The sequence below is a fragment of the Acidobacteriota bacterium genome, assembly GCA_026707545.1.
Lineage (GTDB): Bacteria > Acidobacteriota > Thermoanaerobaculia > Multivoradales > Multivoraceae > Multivorans.
The window spans coordinates 1,871,164-1,885,043 of sequence record JAPOWR010000001.1 but is presented as its reverse complement, the minus strand read 5'-3'; the positions used below and the strand labels follow the sequence as shown (position 1 = coordinate 1,885,043).

Genomic DNA, 13,880 nt, shown 5'->3' with positions numbered 1-13,880 from the left:
CGGCCGGGCGGCGGTCACTTGCTCGAACTCCATCGGATCAGCAAGAGCTACCCGGGCGTTCGGGCCCTCTCAGGCGTCAGTCTGGCGGTGGTCGCCGGAGAGGTACTGGGCCTCGTTGGCGAGAACGGCGCCGGCAAGAGCACCCTGATCCGGATCGTCTCGGGCGCCGAGCGGCCGGACGGCGGCCGGATCGAGTTCGGGGGCGAAGCCGCGTCGTTCGCATCGCCCGCGGACGCTCGCGACCGAGGAATCGCGGTGATCCACCAGGAACTCAGCCTGGTGCCGCAACTGAGCGTGCGCGAGAACCTCTTTCTCGGCGCCGGCTGGTCCCGGCGGGGGATCCTGCGCCGGCGCTGGGAAGAGCGGGAGGCGCGGCGTCTGCTCGGCCTGCTGGACATGGACGTCGATCCCGATGCCCGTTGCTCGGAGCTGTCGCTCGGCGCCCGCCAGGCGGTCGAGGTAGCGAAGGCGCTGGCGCTCGAGCCCCGGCTGCTGATTCTGGACGAGCCGACGGCGGCGCTGTCGCCGCGCGAGGCGCGGGCTTTGCTCCGTCAGGTGCGGGGAGTGGCGCGCCGAGGTGCCGCCGCCATCTACATCAGCCACCGGCTCGAGGAGATCGAGGCGGTCGCCGATCGGGTCGCCGTACTCCGCGACGGCGAACTGGTGCACGGCGTCGACCGGCGTGGGCCGACCGACGGCGGCGATGGTCGCCTCCCTCTGGACCGTGACGAGCTGATCGAGGCCATGGTCGGCCGCAGTCTGAGCATGGAGTTTCCCCCTCGACTGCCGCAGGCGATCGGTGGGACGCGGCTCGAAGTCCGGGGGCTGTCGGCCGGGCGCCGCGTCCGCGATGTCTCCTTCGACATTCGTCGCGGCGAGGTTCTGGGGCTCGCCGGCCTGGTCGGCGCGGGCCGCACCGAGGTGGCGCGGATGATTTCCGGCGCGATGCCGTCAGATGGCGGCGAGGTGCGACTCGACGGCGAGCGGCTCGACCTCCGGTCGCCGCGGCAGGCGATCAGGAGCGGCATCTGCCTGCTGCCGGAGGATCGCCGGGGCCAGGGCCTCATACTGGGCCGCAGCGCGCAGGACAACTTCGCGCTTCCCAACCTGGACCGCTTCCGGCGCTTGCGGGCTTTGGTCGATCGCCGCCGCGAGCGGCGCGCCTTCAGCCGGTGGAGGGAGCAACTGGACATCCGGCTTGCCCGGCCCGGCCAGCGGGTGGCGACGCTGTCGGGCGGCAACCAGCAGAAGGTCGTGATCGCCAGGTGGCTCGAACGCGGCGCCAGGGTCGTGCTCTGCGACGAGCCCACCCGGGGCATCGATGTCGGGGCGCGCTACGAGATCTACGAGTGGATCCGCCGGATCGCGTCGGAAGGCAAGTCGGTGCTCCTGATCAGCTCGGAGCTGGAGGAGGTTCTCGGCATGAGCGACCGGGTGCTGGTCATGCACGACGGGCGGATTCGCGGCGAGATTCCGGATCCAGCGGGCACCGACCCGGCCGGGGTGTTGCGCATCGCCGCCGGACTCGGCCTTTCGGAGGAACCGTCCGTTGCCTGAAGGGGTCGGGCAGTCCGCCGCCGGACGGTGGCGTCGCAGGTTGCTGGACGTCCTGGGCCGCAACCTCTCGATCGTCGTGCTGGTCCTCCTCTGCCTGATCTCGAGCGCGGCGACCTGGCGCGAACAGAATCCGATCACGAGTCGTTCCGGCGGCGCGGTCGCGCGCCAGGTGCTGGAGGCTTGTCAGGCGCCGTGCTCGGTGCTCGTCGTTGCACGGGACACGGAGGCCGACCGGGTGTTCGTACAGGCGATCGAACAGGGCCTCGACGTTGCCGGCGTCCGGATCGCCGGCCGCGTGTTCGGCCAGCCGCGCGACGTCCGGCTCGAACTGGAGCGGATCGTTGGGGCGGGCAGTTCCGTTGATGCGATCGCCACCCACCGGATCGCGTCCGAGTGGGGGCCGGTGCGAACCGCAGGGACGCCGGTGTTCTCGCCGAGGAGCTACCACTGGCCGACGTTCTTGACTGCCCGCAACCTGCTCAACGTGGTGAACCAGAACGCGGACATCGCGATCATCGCGCTCGGCATGACCCTGGTCATCCTGACCGCGGGAATCGATCTCTCCGTCGGCAGTCTGCTGGCGCTGGCCGGCGTGATCGCCGCGGTGGCGGCGCAGGAGTGGTTCGGCGGCGACGCGGCGTCACCAGCGGGACTTCTGGCGGCGATGCTCCTGGGTGTCGCGGCTGCGGCCTTGGGCGGCCTCCTCAGCGGGACGATGGTCACCGCCTTCCGGGTGCCGCCGTTCGTCGCCACCCTGGGCCTGATGATGCTCGCCCGCGGTCTTGCCCTGATCCTCGCCGTCGGTTACCAGCGGCGCCTGGTGGGTGGCGGCGCCGAGGGGACGCCGGAGGCGGTGCGGGTCGATGCGGCGGCCTTCGCCTGGCTCGGCAACGGCGCCGTGCTCGGCGTGCCGAACCCCATCGTGCTCATGCTCGTCCTGTTCGTGGCCGCCCACCTGCTGATGACGCGAACCATGTTCGGACGCTACGTCTACGCCGTCGGCGGCAACGTTGAGGCGGCGCGCCTGTCGGGCGTGCCGGTGACCGCGGTACTGCTCGCAGTCTACTGCCTGTGCGGGGCGTTCGCCGGACTGGCGGGGATCGTCGACGCCTCGCGCTTTGAGGGCGGACGGCCGAACGCCGGCGAGCTCTACGAACTGCAAGTGATCGCCGCCGTGGTGGTCGGCGGCGCAAGCCTGGCGGGCGGCCGCGGCCGGATCGCGGGGACGCTGATCGGCGCGATGATCATCGCCGTCATCCAGAACGGCCTGAACATCGCGGGTGTCGCGTCCTACGAGCAGAAGGTCGTGTTCGGTGCCCTGATCCTCGCCGCGGTGCTGCTGGACCGGCTTCAGCCGAAGATCGCCTCCAGGCGGGCGCGCATGACCCGGGGATCGACCTCGACACCGGTCCAGTAGCGGATCCCGCTTAAGCCCTGGTTGACGAGCATGCCGAGGCCGTCGAGCACGGTGCAGCCGCGTGCTGCGGTCGCCTCGAGCAGGCGGGTTCTTGGTGGGTTGGGGATCACGTCGGCGATCACCATCGACGGTCGGAGCGAGTCGAAGTCGAGCAGCAGCTCGGCGTCCACGTCCGGGAACAGGCCGATCGAGGTGGCGTTGATCGCCACGTCGACGTCCGCCGCCAGCCGGTAGGCGCCGCGCCAGTGTTCGAACCCGGTTCGGGTCGCCGTGTGGCTGGCGATGTGCCGTGCCAGTTCTTCGCCCCGCTCCCGGGTGCGGTTGACGATCGTGATCTCGGCTGCTCCGGCTAGCGCCAGTTCGACAGCGATCGCCCGAGCGGCACCCCCGGCGCCGAAGATCGCGACTCGCTTGCCCGCCGCCGACGTCACTTTCTCGAGTGAGCGGAGGAAGCCCTTGCCGTCCGTGTTCTCGCCGATGAATCGGCCGTCGCCGTCGCGGACGACGCAGTTCACCGCACCGATCAGGCGGGCCGACTCGCCCAGCCCGTCCAGGTGCTCGATCACAGCGACCTTGTGCGGCAGCGAGCAGTTGAATCCGGCCCAACCCATGGCGCGGGCGCCGGCTACCGCCGCCGCCAGCCGATCCGCCGGCACTTCGCAGTTCAGGTACCGCCAGTGCAGGCCGTGGTGACGGAACGCAGCCTCGACCATCTCGACGGTCGGGTTCTCGGCCGCAGGGTCGGCAAAGGAGCCGACGATTTGGGGCAGGAAGTTCATCTCGGCGCCAGTCGAGGACATAGTCTAGGGAGTCACGGATCAGATCAACGAGGGAGGGCCGACATGGACAGACGCTTCGGGTTCGTACTTCTGATCTTGGCGGTAGGCGCCTGCGACGACTGGCAGCCGATCTACGGGACCGACGCCGACGGCGAGGAGGTTGGCGCCACTGCGGCCGATTCTGACCCGACTCACCTCGGTGGCTGCATCCTGCTATCTCCGGTCGGCGAGGTCCCGGACGACGTGTACGAGCACGGCGACGTGGTCGTCACCGACGCCATGCCGCCGTTCACCAAGGAACTGCAGGTCTATGGCCTAAAGCTCGCCGCCCGGGACGACATCTCGGACGACTACATGCGACTGGTCGCGAGGACGATCGCCGAGTCGTTTCCGCGGGACGCCGGCCTCGACGCCGATCTCCAGCGCGAACTGCTTGCGAACCACTATCGCTACAACGCCCTGATCCCGGTGCCCCTCGGCTACGACTACAGCTTCATGGACGAGGCCGACGAGCAGTGGGCCGCGATCGAGCGTGACAACTCCGTGTGCGACGTGATCATGCAGGACGTTCCCCAAGGCCAGGTGATGGAGGTGGTCGAGCACATCCTCCACTACGTGACGGACATCGGCCTGCACTACACGTTCCCGGAGGTGTGGGGCATCGCGGAGGACTCGGAACTAGCGAAGGCGATGGCAAAGGCCGCGGAGGAGGGCTACTACCAGATGGACCAGTACGCCGACTTCGAGGACGAGGAGGTCCGCTTCCGGGTCCAGATGCAGGAGTTCGCGTACTGGTTCATCTCGACGGCCTGGAACCTTCAGGCGCCCTATGGCCCCGTGTGGGAGGAGGAATGGACCATCCGGGACCAGGACGACCTGCGCCAGAAGCTGCCGGAGATGTACGCGGCCTACGAGGAGACGGCGGCCCGCGTGATGGTCGCTCCCAGCCTGGCGACACTGGAGGAGATCGGTCCGACCCGGGCTGAGGAACGGGGCAACTGAGGCAGGGCAGAGGGGAACGCGAGTTCTCCATCCTCAACAGCTCCAGTGGGTTACAGCGCGGCGGGAATAGAGGGCGGCGTGCGCGCCGTTTCGCCTGATTCGCCATCCCGGAGTGAACAACGGGTAAACTAGGCGTTTGGCATGACGATCCTGCTTCAGAGTCAGGCGGCCCCTGGAGGAGGTGCAGTCGACCCGCTTTTCCGCGACGCGGAGCAGCGGGCGCAGTCGTTCTCCCTGGTTCCGGGGCCCCAGGAGTCTCACCTTGCGGGCCGGGCCGGGGGCATCGCCGGGCTGATCTCCCGGCGGCGGATTCGCCGGACCCTGAAGAGGCTCGCGGCTCTCGAGGTCGACGAGTACATCCGGCGCACTGTGGCCCCGGCCGAGGACCCCGGGCGGGTTGGCGCCGGGGAAGTTCTGCTCGCCACGAGTTGGGATCTGATCGAAGAGAGCCACCACGGTCCGCTCTACGCCGCGGTGTTCGAGACCGAGATCGAGGGGTGGCGCCGCCGGTTCGGCGTGCTGGCCCAGGAACGCTCCGTCCAGAACGGCGTGTGGATGCCGGAGCACCACCTGTTGGCCGTCGATGTGGTTCGTTCCTACGCGGGCCGCAACCTGCCCATCGTCGCCCTGATGGACACGCCCGGAGCCGACGCGGGAGAGGCCGCGAATCGAGGCAACCAGGCCCATTCGATCTCGCGGTTGATCGCGGAGATGGCCCAGCTTCACGCGCCGACGGTCGGCATCGTGCTCGGCAACGGCTACTCCGGCGGTGCGATCCCCCTGGCCACGACGAACGTGCTGCTGTCGGTGCGCGACGGAGTGTTCAACACGATTCAGCCGCGTGGCCTGGCGAACATCGTGCGCCGGTACGACCTGTCCTGGGAGGAGTGCGCCAAGGCCGTCGGTGTTTCGGCCTACGAGCTCTACGACCAGGGGTATCTGGACGGAGTCGTGGACTTCGTTCCCGGCGAGGGTGGCGATCGGCTGGCGTGTTTCGAGGCGGCGGTGACTTCGTCGATCGCGGTCGTCGAGCAGCGGGCGAAGACCTTCGTGCGCGATGAGCCGGCGGTCTTCGAGCACTACCGCCGCAACACGCAACGCTACGTTGATCCGTCCCTGAGCCTTACGGCGCTCCAGGAGGTTGCGCCTCTCTCGCGGCTGCGGAGTCCGGCGGAGCAGGTGAACGTCTTCGGCATCGCCTTCCGCTACCTGCGCTATCTGGGACTCCGACGGCGCCTGAGTTCGACGACCATGTCCAGCTACGGTCGCTTGGCTGCGGCCGAGGTCCCGGCCGGGGCAGCCCGGGCGCGCCGCGAGCGGCAGCGCCGGGCATCCTTCGAGCGCTGGTTCGAGAACCCGCTCGCGGTGCGCTACGACGACGTGCTGAGCCGAACGTACAAGCGCTACGCCGCGGCCCGAGACTCGCTCCACGAGGGGCGGGGCCGACTGGCGTCCTTCCTGCTTGGCAGCCGCGAGTACCACCTGAACCGTGCCCGCGCCGAGCTGCTGCTCGAGTTCGGCTTCCACCTGTACAACCAGTGGAAGGACGCGGCGGAGGACAACTTCGGCCGGCTGCTGGACGTCATGCGCGCGGTCGAGGCGGAGGACGTCGCGGAGTCGGAACCCGTCGCCAGTGAAGGCCTCGCTCCGGATGCGGCGGATCTCAATGTGCTCGACGTGATCCTCCAGCCGCAGCTCTTGCGGCTGTTCCGGCGCGAATGCGAGAACTTCATCTGTTTCGACCGCCTCTACGATCACATCTTCCTGCACCTGCGGGAGATCGCCAGCGAGGCCCGCCGGGAGAACGTGATCGCCCGCGAGTCGGTCCACCTGTTGCTGCGCCACTCGCTGAACGCGGCGCTGGGCGAGTTGACGGCCGGACTCGAGGCGGAGGTGGCCGCCGAGGCGGAGGCGCGGCTTCGCCGGCAGTTCCGTTCGTGGTTGCGCCACTTCTCGAGGCATCCACGCCGCGGCCGGCTGCTCAAGTCGGTGGCCGAGTGGAAGCGGCTGCAGATGCCGCGCATCTCCGAGCCGCTGTTCGGGCTGGTCACGTTCCTGTTCGAGCGTCTGCTGCCGAACTTCTACGAAGACGAGCAGGGGATCCGCGCGTACGACGGCCGCATCTCCCCCCGCAACATCGGCATCAAGGACTTCTGGAACCGCCTCGACGCGGCCTATCGCGACCTGCTTCTCGAAGACGTGCTGAGCGAGCAGAAGCGGCGGACTCCCCGGCGACCTCAGGCGATTCTGGACCGGTTCTTCACCGACGTACAGGAGATCGAACCGGACCGGATGACCGCGGATCCGGTGGGCTTCCCGGGGCTCCGGGTCTCGATCGAGCGGGCGCTCAAACAGGGAGTGACCCCGTGTGGAACGGTGGCCGGCCTGGCCCGGATCAGAACCGGCGCGGCCGGCGACGGGGAAGGCGTTCCGGCCGGCGGCAGGGTCGGCGTCCTGGTCTCCAACCTGGCTTTCCAGGCGGGCTCCTTCGACATGGCGAGCTCCGAGAAGTTCTGCAAGCTGCTGCTGCGCTGCGCGGAGGAGCGGCTGCCGGTGGTGTGTTTCATTTCGTCGGGAGGCATGTTGACGAAGGAGGGCGCCGGCGCCCTGTTCTCGATGTCGATCGTCAACGATCGGCTGACCCGGTTCGTGCGCGACAACGACCTGCCCGTGATCTGTTTCGGCTACGGGGACTGCACCGGCGGCGCCCAGGCGAGCCTGGTCACCCACCCCCTGGTCCAGACCTACTACTTCTCGGGCACGAACATGCCGTTCGCCGGCCAGATCGTCGTTCCGTCCCACTTGCCGATGGCCTCGACGCTGTCGAACTACCTGCTCGAGGTCGAGGGTTCGATGCAGGGCCTCGTCCAGCATCCCTTCTGTGATGACCTGGACGATCAGCTCCGCCAGGTCGACTCGCAGATTCCGGTGCCGGAGGAGACGGTCGAGGACGTCCTGGGGCGTCTGCTCGAAGAGGAGCGGCGTGTCGAGTTCCTGTCGGCGCGTCGCCGTCGCCGTGAGGCGGAGGTCACCGACCCGGCGCCGAGCGTGTCGCCGCGGCCGGTGCGGCGGGCCCTGATTCATGCCCGGGGCTGTACCGCCGTGAAGCTGGTTCGCGTCGCCCAGAGAGCCGGCGTCGAAGTCGTCCTCGTCCAGTCGGATCCGGATGTCGAGTCGCCGGCGGCAGCGATGTTGCGGCAGAGGGACAGACTGGTCTGTATCGGCGGCAGTACGCCCGACGAGAGCTATCTGAACGCCCTCTCGGTGATCCGGATTGCCGAGCGGGAGGAAGCCGACGCCCTGCATCCGGGAATCGGGTTCCTGTCCGAGAGCGCTTCGTTCGCGGATCTGTGCCGAAGCCACGGCCTGAACTTCATCGGCCCGACCGGCGAAGCGATGCGGCGGATGGGCAACAAATCGAACGCGATCCAGACCGCGGTGCAGGTCGGTGTGCCGGTCGTGCCGGGCAGCGAAGGCATCCTCACCGATGCCGATACGGCGCTCGAGGTGGCCGAATCGATCGGTTTCCCGGTGATGCTCAAGGCGGTTCACGGTGGCGGCGGCAAGGGCATCCGCCGGGTCGACCGGGCGGAGGACTTCCGGGAGGCGTTCGCCGAGATCCGGATCGAGGCGGAGAGCAGCTTCGGCAACGCGGACTGTTATCTGGAGAAGTGCGTCGTGTCGCTCCGCCATGTCGAGGTGCAGGTGCTTTGCGACCAGCACGGCTCTGTGAACGTTCTGGGCCTGCGCGACTGCAGCGTGCAGCGCAACAACCAGAAGCTGATCGAGGAGTCCGGATCGACGGCTCTGCCGGAGGTGCTGCGCGAGGAGAGCTTCCGTTCGGCCAGGTCGATTGCCCGCAAGATCGGCTATGTGGGCGCGGGCACCGTGGAGTTCATCTACGACCTCGAGGAGCAGAAGCTCTACTTCATGGAGATGAACACGCGCCTCCAGGTGGAGCACCCGGTGACGGAGGCGACAAGCGGCGTGGACATCGTCAGGGCCCAGTTCGAGATCGCCGGAGGTGCGCGCATCAAGGACCCGCCGGCGACGGAGGATGGCTACGCGATGGAGGTCCGGATCAACGCGGAACGTGTCGTTGTCACGCCGGACGGGATCGATTTGCTGCCCTCGCCGGGGACGGTGAGCCGCTGCGAGTTCCCGGCGCGGCCTGACATCGACGTGCTGTCCGCGATCAACTCGGGAACGGTCGTCTCGCCGTACTACGACAGCCTGGTGGCGCAGGTCGTCTGCCACGGCAAGGATCGCGCGGACACGATCGCCCGGATGCGTTCCTACCTCGACCAGGTCGCGATCGAGGGTGTCTGCACGAATCTCCCGCTGCTTCGGCGCGTGCTCGACGACGAGCAGTTCCGTGCGGGCGACTACGACACGCGGTATCTCCCGGGCTTCCTCTCCCGCGTGGACGCCGGTGAGCTGGTTCGCGAAGTGGAGCGTTCCGCGGGCGTTTCGGCGACCATGGACCGCGCTGAGATCGAGATCGAGGGTAGCGACGAATTGAAGGTCCAGGCGCCGTCGGGCGGCCTCTTCTACGCGGCCGCTTCTCCCAATGATCCGCCCTTCATCAGGGTGGGAGACGTTCTCGGCACGGACAAGACCCTGTGCCTGATCGAGGCGATGAAACTGTTCCGCCCGGTGTCCCTGTCGTCGATCGACGCCGGCGGCGAGTTGTTCGACCGCGACGCCCGGTACGAGGTGATGCGGGTCAACGCCGCGAACGGCCAGGTCGTGAACCAGGGCGACCTTCTGTTCGTCGTCAGGCCGGTAGCTGACGGTTAGGCCCCCGCAGGGGAATCGGGCGCGCCATTGTTGAACCGCCTCTTTCAGCTCGACCGCTACCGGACGACCGCGAGGCGAGAGGTCGTCGCCGGTGTGACGACCTATCTGACGATGTGCTACATCGCGGTCGTCAACCCGCAGATCCTGAGTGAGGCGGGAATGGACCACGGCGCCGTCTTCGTCGCCACCTGTCTGGCGGCGGCGATCGCCTGCGCAGCGATGGGTCTGTATGCGAACTATCCGATTGCCCTGGCGCCGGGAATGGGGATCAACGCCTTCTTCACCTATGGAGTCGTGCTGGGAATGGGGCATCCGTGGCAGGTGGCACTGGGCGCGCTGTTCATCTCGGGCGTCTGCTTTGTGATCATCTCCGTGCTTCCGATCCGGACCTGGATCGTCAATGCCTTTCCCCGCTCGCTGAAGATGGCGACAGCGGCCGGCATCGGCTTCTTTCTGGCCCTCATCGCGATGAGGAACGCCGGACTCGTCGTCACGAACGAGGACACGCTGGTCGGTCTTGGCGACGTGACTTCCTGGAGCGTCGTCCTCGCGATCGTCGGGCTGGTGCTGATCGCGGCGCTCGACGCTCTGAAGAAAGCCGGTGCCGTGCTGATCGGTATCCTCGCCGTGACGGCGATCGGCCTGCTGGTCGGCGAGGCGAACTGGGAGGGAGCGGTCTCGGCCATTCCGTCGCTCGCGCCGACTCTCGGCCAGTTGCGGATCGATGCCGCGTTCGATGCGGCCTTCTTCGGCGTCATCTTCGCCTTCCTGTTCACCGATCTATTCGACACGTCCGGAACCCTGATCGCCGTGTCGAAGCAGGGCAACCTGCTGGACAGCGAAGGGAATCTGCCCAGGCTCCGCCAGGCGGTCATCGTGGATTCCGGTGCTTCGGTGCTGGGTGCGGTGCTCGGCACCTCCTCGGTCACGAGCTACATCGAGAGCGCGGCCGGCGTGAAGGTGGGCGGTCGCACCGGCCTGACCTCGGTGACGGTCGCGGTCCTGTTTCTGCTGACTCTGTTCCTTTCGCCTCTGGCATCGACGATTCCGGACTTCGCCACCGCGGCGGCCCTCCTCTTCGTCGCGAGCGTGATGATCCGCAACATGGCGGAGATCGACTGGTCCGACGCCACCGAATACGTGCCGGCCGTCGTCCTGGCCGTGACCATCCCCTTCAGTTTCTCGATCGCGCACGGCATCGCGGCCGGCTTCATCACTTACGCGGCGATCAAGCTGCTCTCCGGCCGGTTCGGCCAGCTCCGTCCGGCGGTGGCGGTTCTGGCGGTGTTGTTCGTGGTGAAGATCGTGTTTCTTGGCACCTGACGGAGCGAAGCAATGGAGCAGTCGACAAGTCGGGTCGGAGCGGCCCTCCTTCTGATGCCGGCCGTTCTTGCATTCCTGGCCGGTCTTCCGGCAGGGGCGCAGAGCGACGGCGCCTGTGGGGTGGAAGGAAGCCATGGCGCGCTCGACTTCCTGGTCGGTGAGTGGCGGCTGGTCTCGGACGGCCAGACGGTTGGCCGGAGTCGGGTGGAGAAGCTGGAGGACGGTTGCTTGATCGCCGAGACCTGGGAGTTCGCTGATGACCGGTCGGGCCGCACCTACACCTCCTTCGACGCGGCAGCCGGCGTGTGGCGCCGGTTCAGCGTCTCGAACCAGGGTGTCATGACCAGGTCGTCCGGCAAGGTGGACCAAGGTGCGCTGCTGCTGCGAGGCGAGCGCACGACGGTCCAGGGAGAGGTGTTGCGTTGGGGTGAGCGCCTGACTCCGGAAGCGGATGGCCGGGTTGCCCGCGTGGCGCGCTCCTCGACGGCGGGCGATCAGGGTGATCCCAACGGAAGCGTTGTGTTCGAGGGCCACTACGTGTCCATGGATGAGCCCTTGAGGGAGCCTTCAAGGCCTGCCGAGCCGTCTCCGGCGCCGGCCGCTCGCGCCGAGACGGCGCACCGGCCCGCTCCGGCCGTCGAAGCCGTAGCAGCCCCGGAACCGGTCGAGGTCGAGCCGGTGCCCTCCCAGGTCCAGGCGCCGGCTTCTGGCGAGGTGACGCCGGACTCGGAGCGCGCCGCCGACGCCGCCGACATCGAGCGCATCGCCATGGCGTCGCCGATGGTGCTGCGGCTGCCGCTGGGGGCCGTCGAGGCGCTTCCGGACGGCTACGCCTGGATAACCAGGGACACCACGCCCTACGTTTGCGAGGGCGTGACGATCGAGCGCCTCGAGGTGTCCCGGAAGGCGCGGCGCGGCCGGGTGGAACTCCAGGTGGAGTTGGCCCTCCATGCCGTGCAGGCGAGCAGCCGGGTCGACGTCGAGATCGACCTGGTCGAGGCCGGGCGGTCTGACGAGAGCGCCGTCGTAGCGTCCGGTAGCGCGTCCGGCCGAGCCGGGCGCTCCCTCCCCGAACAGATTGAGCACGGTTCGGTCGCGCTCGAGGTACCGATGTCGATGACTGCTGAGGACTTTGCCGCGGCCGTGGCGGGTCCTGACAGGCCCGAACTCGTCATCACGCTCGCCGTAACGAAGTGAGGGACGAAAGCACCCCGGAGGACGAGCAGTCTTCCGCGCCGGTTCCGTTCCGCCGCCTGTACGGCCTGGCGCGGCCGTATCTGCGGCCTCTGCTCGCGGGCACCGTCCTCCTTCTCGCCGGGACCGGTGTCTTTCTGGTGGTGCCGATGCGGGCTGGGCAGTTCGTCGACACGGCGCTCGAGTCGGGGTCGGAACAAAGCCTGAGTGAGCTGGTCGGCCTGTTGATCGGGCTGTTCGCGGTGCTCGGTGTACTGGGCTACTTTCAGGCGTGGCTTCTCGGGGCCGCGGGTGCGCGTCTGTTGCGCGATCTGCGGCGGCGGCTGTTCGGCCATTTGGTCGGCCTTTCGATCGACTTCTTCGACCGGCGGCGGGTCGGCGAGTTGCTGTCGCGCATGAACTCGGACCTGACGGTCGTTCAGACGGCCCTGACGGAGCAGATTCCGTCCGGGCTCCAGGCAGTAGCGCGGTTCGTCGGCGTGCTGGCCATCCTGCTCGTGCTCCACACGCGATTGACGGCCGTGGCCCTGTTGGTCGTACCGCCGGTCGTGGTGTTCGCCATGGTCATCGGCCGGAGGCTCGAACGGGTCGCGGTCGAAGAGCGCGACGCGGTCGCCGAGACGTCGGCCTGGGCTGAGGAAGCTCTGGCCGGCGTCCGGACGCTGCAGGCGTTCTCGGCGGAAGATCAGGCGCGGGGCCGCTACCGGGAACGGTTGGTTGATCTGCTCGCCGTCCAGCTGCGGAACGTACGGCTCTACGGAGCCTTCAGTGGTCTGATGACCTTCCTGGGTTTTTCTGCCTTCGCCCTGGTGCTCGGATACGGGGGGAACCTGATGCTGGGCGGGGCACTGACGCCCGGCCAGTTGACTTCCTTCCTGCTCTACACGTTCGCGATTGCCACGTCGGTGGGCCAGTTGGGCTCCCTCTACGCCGGCTACCGCAGGTTGCGGGGATCGAGTGAGCGCGTCTTTCAACTGCTGGACGAGGGTTCGGCGATTGTGGAGTCGCCGTCGCCCGTGCGGTTGAGAGAGGACGCTTCGGCGCTCAGTGTCCGTTCGGTCGCCTTTCGCTACGAAGGTTCCGAACAACACGCCATCGCGGACGTGTCCATGGACATTGCGCCGGGTGAGCTGGCGGCGCTGGTCGGGCCGAGCGGCTCCGGGAAGAGCACCTTGTTCGCCCTGCTGCTACGGTTCTACGAACCCCAGCAGGGTGAGCTGCTGCTCGACGGCCGGCCGCTCGCCGATCTGGCGCTCAGCGATCTGCGGCGCCGGATCGCCCTTGTGCCCCAGGACATCTTCCTGTTTTCCGGCTCGGTGGCCGACAACATCCGTCTCGCCAGGCCTGGTGCGGACGATGCGGATGTCCGAGCGGCCGCGCAGGCGGCCGGTGCCGTCTCGTTCATCGAGCGGCTGGACGAGGGCTTCGCCACCGGCGTCGGCGAGCGTGGCGTGCGCCTTTCGGCGGGTCAGCGTCAGCGAATCGCGATCGCTCGGGCCTTCCTGCGCGATCCGCAGATTCTGCTGCTGGACGAAGCGACCAGCGCTCTCGATCCGGACTCGGAAGCTACGGTTCAGCGAGCGATCGAACAGCTACTGGAGGGCAGGACGACGATCGTCATCGCCCATCGGCTTGCTACCGCGCGCCGGGCCCGGCGAATTCACGTCCTCGATCAGGGCCGGCTGGTTGCCGGCGGCAGTCACGAGGAGCTGTACGAGACGAACGAGCTGTACCGCCGCTACTGGTTGCTGCAGAGCCTGGAAAGCCAACAACCGCCCGCCGCGAGCCGTTTCGCGACGGGCGGCTGA

Annotated in this window: 8 protein-coding genes; 7 read left to right on the top strand and 1 reads right to left on the bottom strand. The window is 68.1% G+C overall.

From position 1 onward, the window contains the following. Positions 1-18 precede the first annotated feature (18 nt). On the top strand, positions 19-1,557 hold the full coding sequence (locus tag OXG83_07425; GenBank protein ID MCY3964850.1) for a sugar ABC transporter ATP-binding protein: 1,539 nt from the start codon (positions 19-21) through the stop codon (positions 1,555-1,557). After that, positions 1,550-2,974, top strand: a complete 1,425-nt coding sequence (locus OXG83_07420) for an ABC transporter permease (GenBank protein MCY3964849.1) — start codon at positions 1,550-1,552, stop codon at positions 2,972-2,974. Before OXG83_07425 ends, OXG83_07420 begins: the two co-directional genes overlap by 8 nt. On the opposite strand, the gene aroE is transcribed toward OXG83_07420, so the two are convergent. Continuing rightward, complete coding sequence (gene aroE / locus OXG83_07415; GenBank protein MCY3964848.1) at positions 2,908-3,774, bottom strand: shikimate dehydrogenase; 867 nt, start codon at positions 3,772-3,774, stop codon at positions 2,908-2,910. The two genes, OXG83_07420 and aroE, sit on opposite strands and share 67 nt — an antisense overlap. A gap of 42 nt (positions 3,775-3,816) precedes the next feature. Between aroE and OXG83_07410 the strand changes: the two genes are divergently transcribed. From OXG83_07410 to OXG83_07390, 5 genes are all read left to right on the top strand, one after another. Next, positions 3,817-4,755 carry a hypothetical protein gene (locus tag OXG83_07410; GenBank protein ID MCY3964847.1) on the top strand — a complete coding sequence of 313 codons (939 nt, stop codon included), beginning with the start codon at positions 3,817-3,819 and terminating at the stop codon, positions 4,753-4,755. Between the two features lie 141 nt (positions 4,756-4,896). Beyond that, entirely contained in the window at positions 4,897-9,555 is a 4,659-nt protein-coding gene (locus OXG83_07405) for an ATP-grasp domain-containing protein (protein ID MCY3964846.1), read from the top strand. Positions 9,556-9,582: 27 nt separating this feature from the next. Then, positions 9,583-10,878, top strand: coding sequence for an NCS2 family permease (locus tag OXG83_07400; GenBank protein ID MCY3964845.1), 1,296 nt, complete (start codon positions 9,583-9,585; stop codon positions 10,876-10,878). 54 nt (positions 10,879-10,932) lie between these two features. Beyond that, positions 10,933-12,075, top strand: coding sequence for a hypothetical protein (locus OXG83_07395; protein MCY3964844.1), 1,143 nt, complete (start codon positions 10,933-10,935; stop codon positions 12,073-12,075). After that, positions 12,072-13,880 (top strand): ABC transporter ATP-binding protein, encoded by a 1,809-nt coding sequence (locus tag OXG83_07390; protein MCY3964843.1) that lies wholly within the window; start codon positions 12,072-12,074, stop codon positions 13,878-13,880. The genes OXG83_07395 and OXG83_07390 overlap by 4 nt, the downstream gene beginning before the upstream one ends.

Coding starts and splice junctions, on each gene's coding strand:
- OXG83_07405 (MCY3964846.1), top strand. CDS start 4,897: ATGACGATCCTGCTTCAGAGTCAGGCGGCCCCTGGAGGAGGTGCAGTC.
- OXG83_07395 (MCY3964844.1), top strand. CDS start 10,933: ATGCCGGCCGTTCTTGCATTCCTGGCCGGTCTTCCGGCAGGGGCGCAG.
- aroE (MCY3964848.1), bottom strand. CDS start 3,774: ATGTCCTCGACTGGCGCCGAGATGAACTTCCTGCCCCAAATCGTCGGC.
- OXG83_07410 (MCY3964847.1), top strand. CDS start 3,817: ATGGACAGACGCTTCGGGTTCGTACTTCTGATCTTGGCGGTAGGCGCC.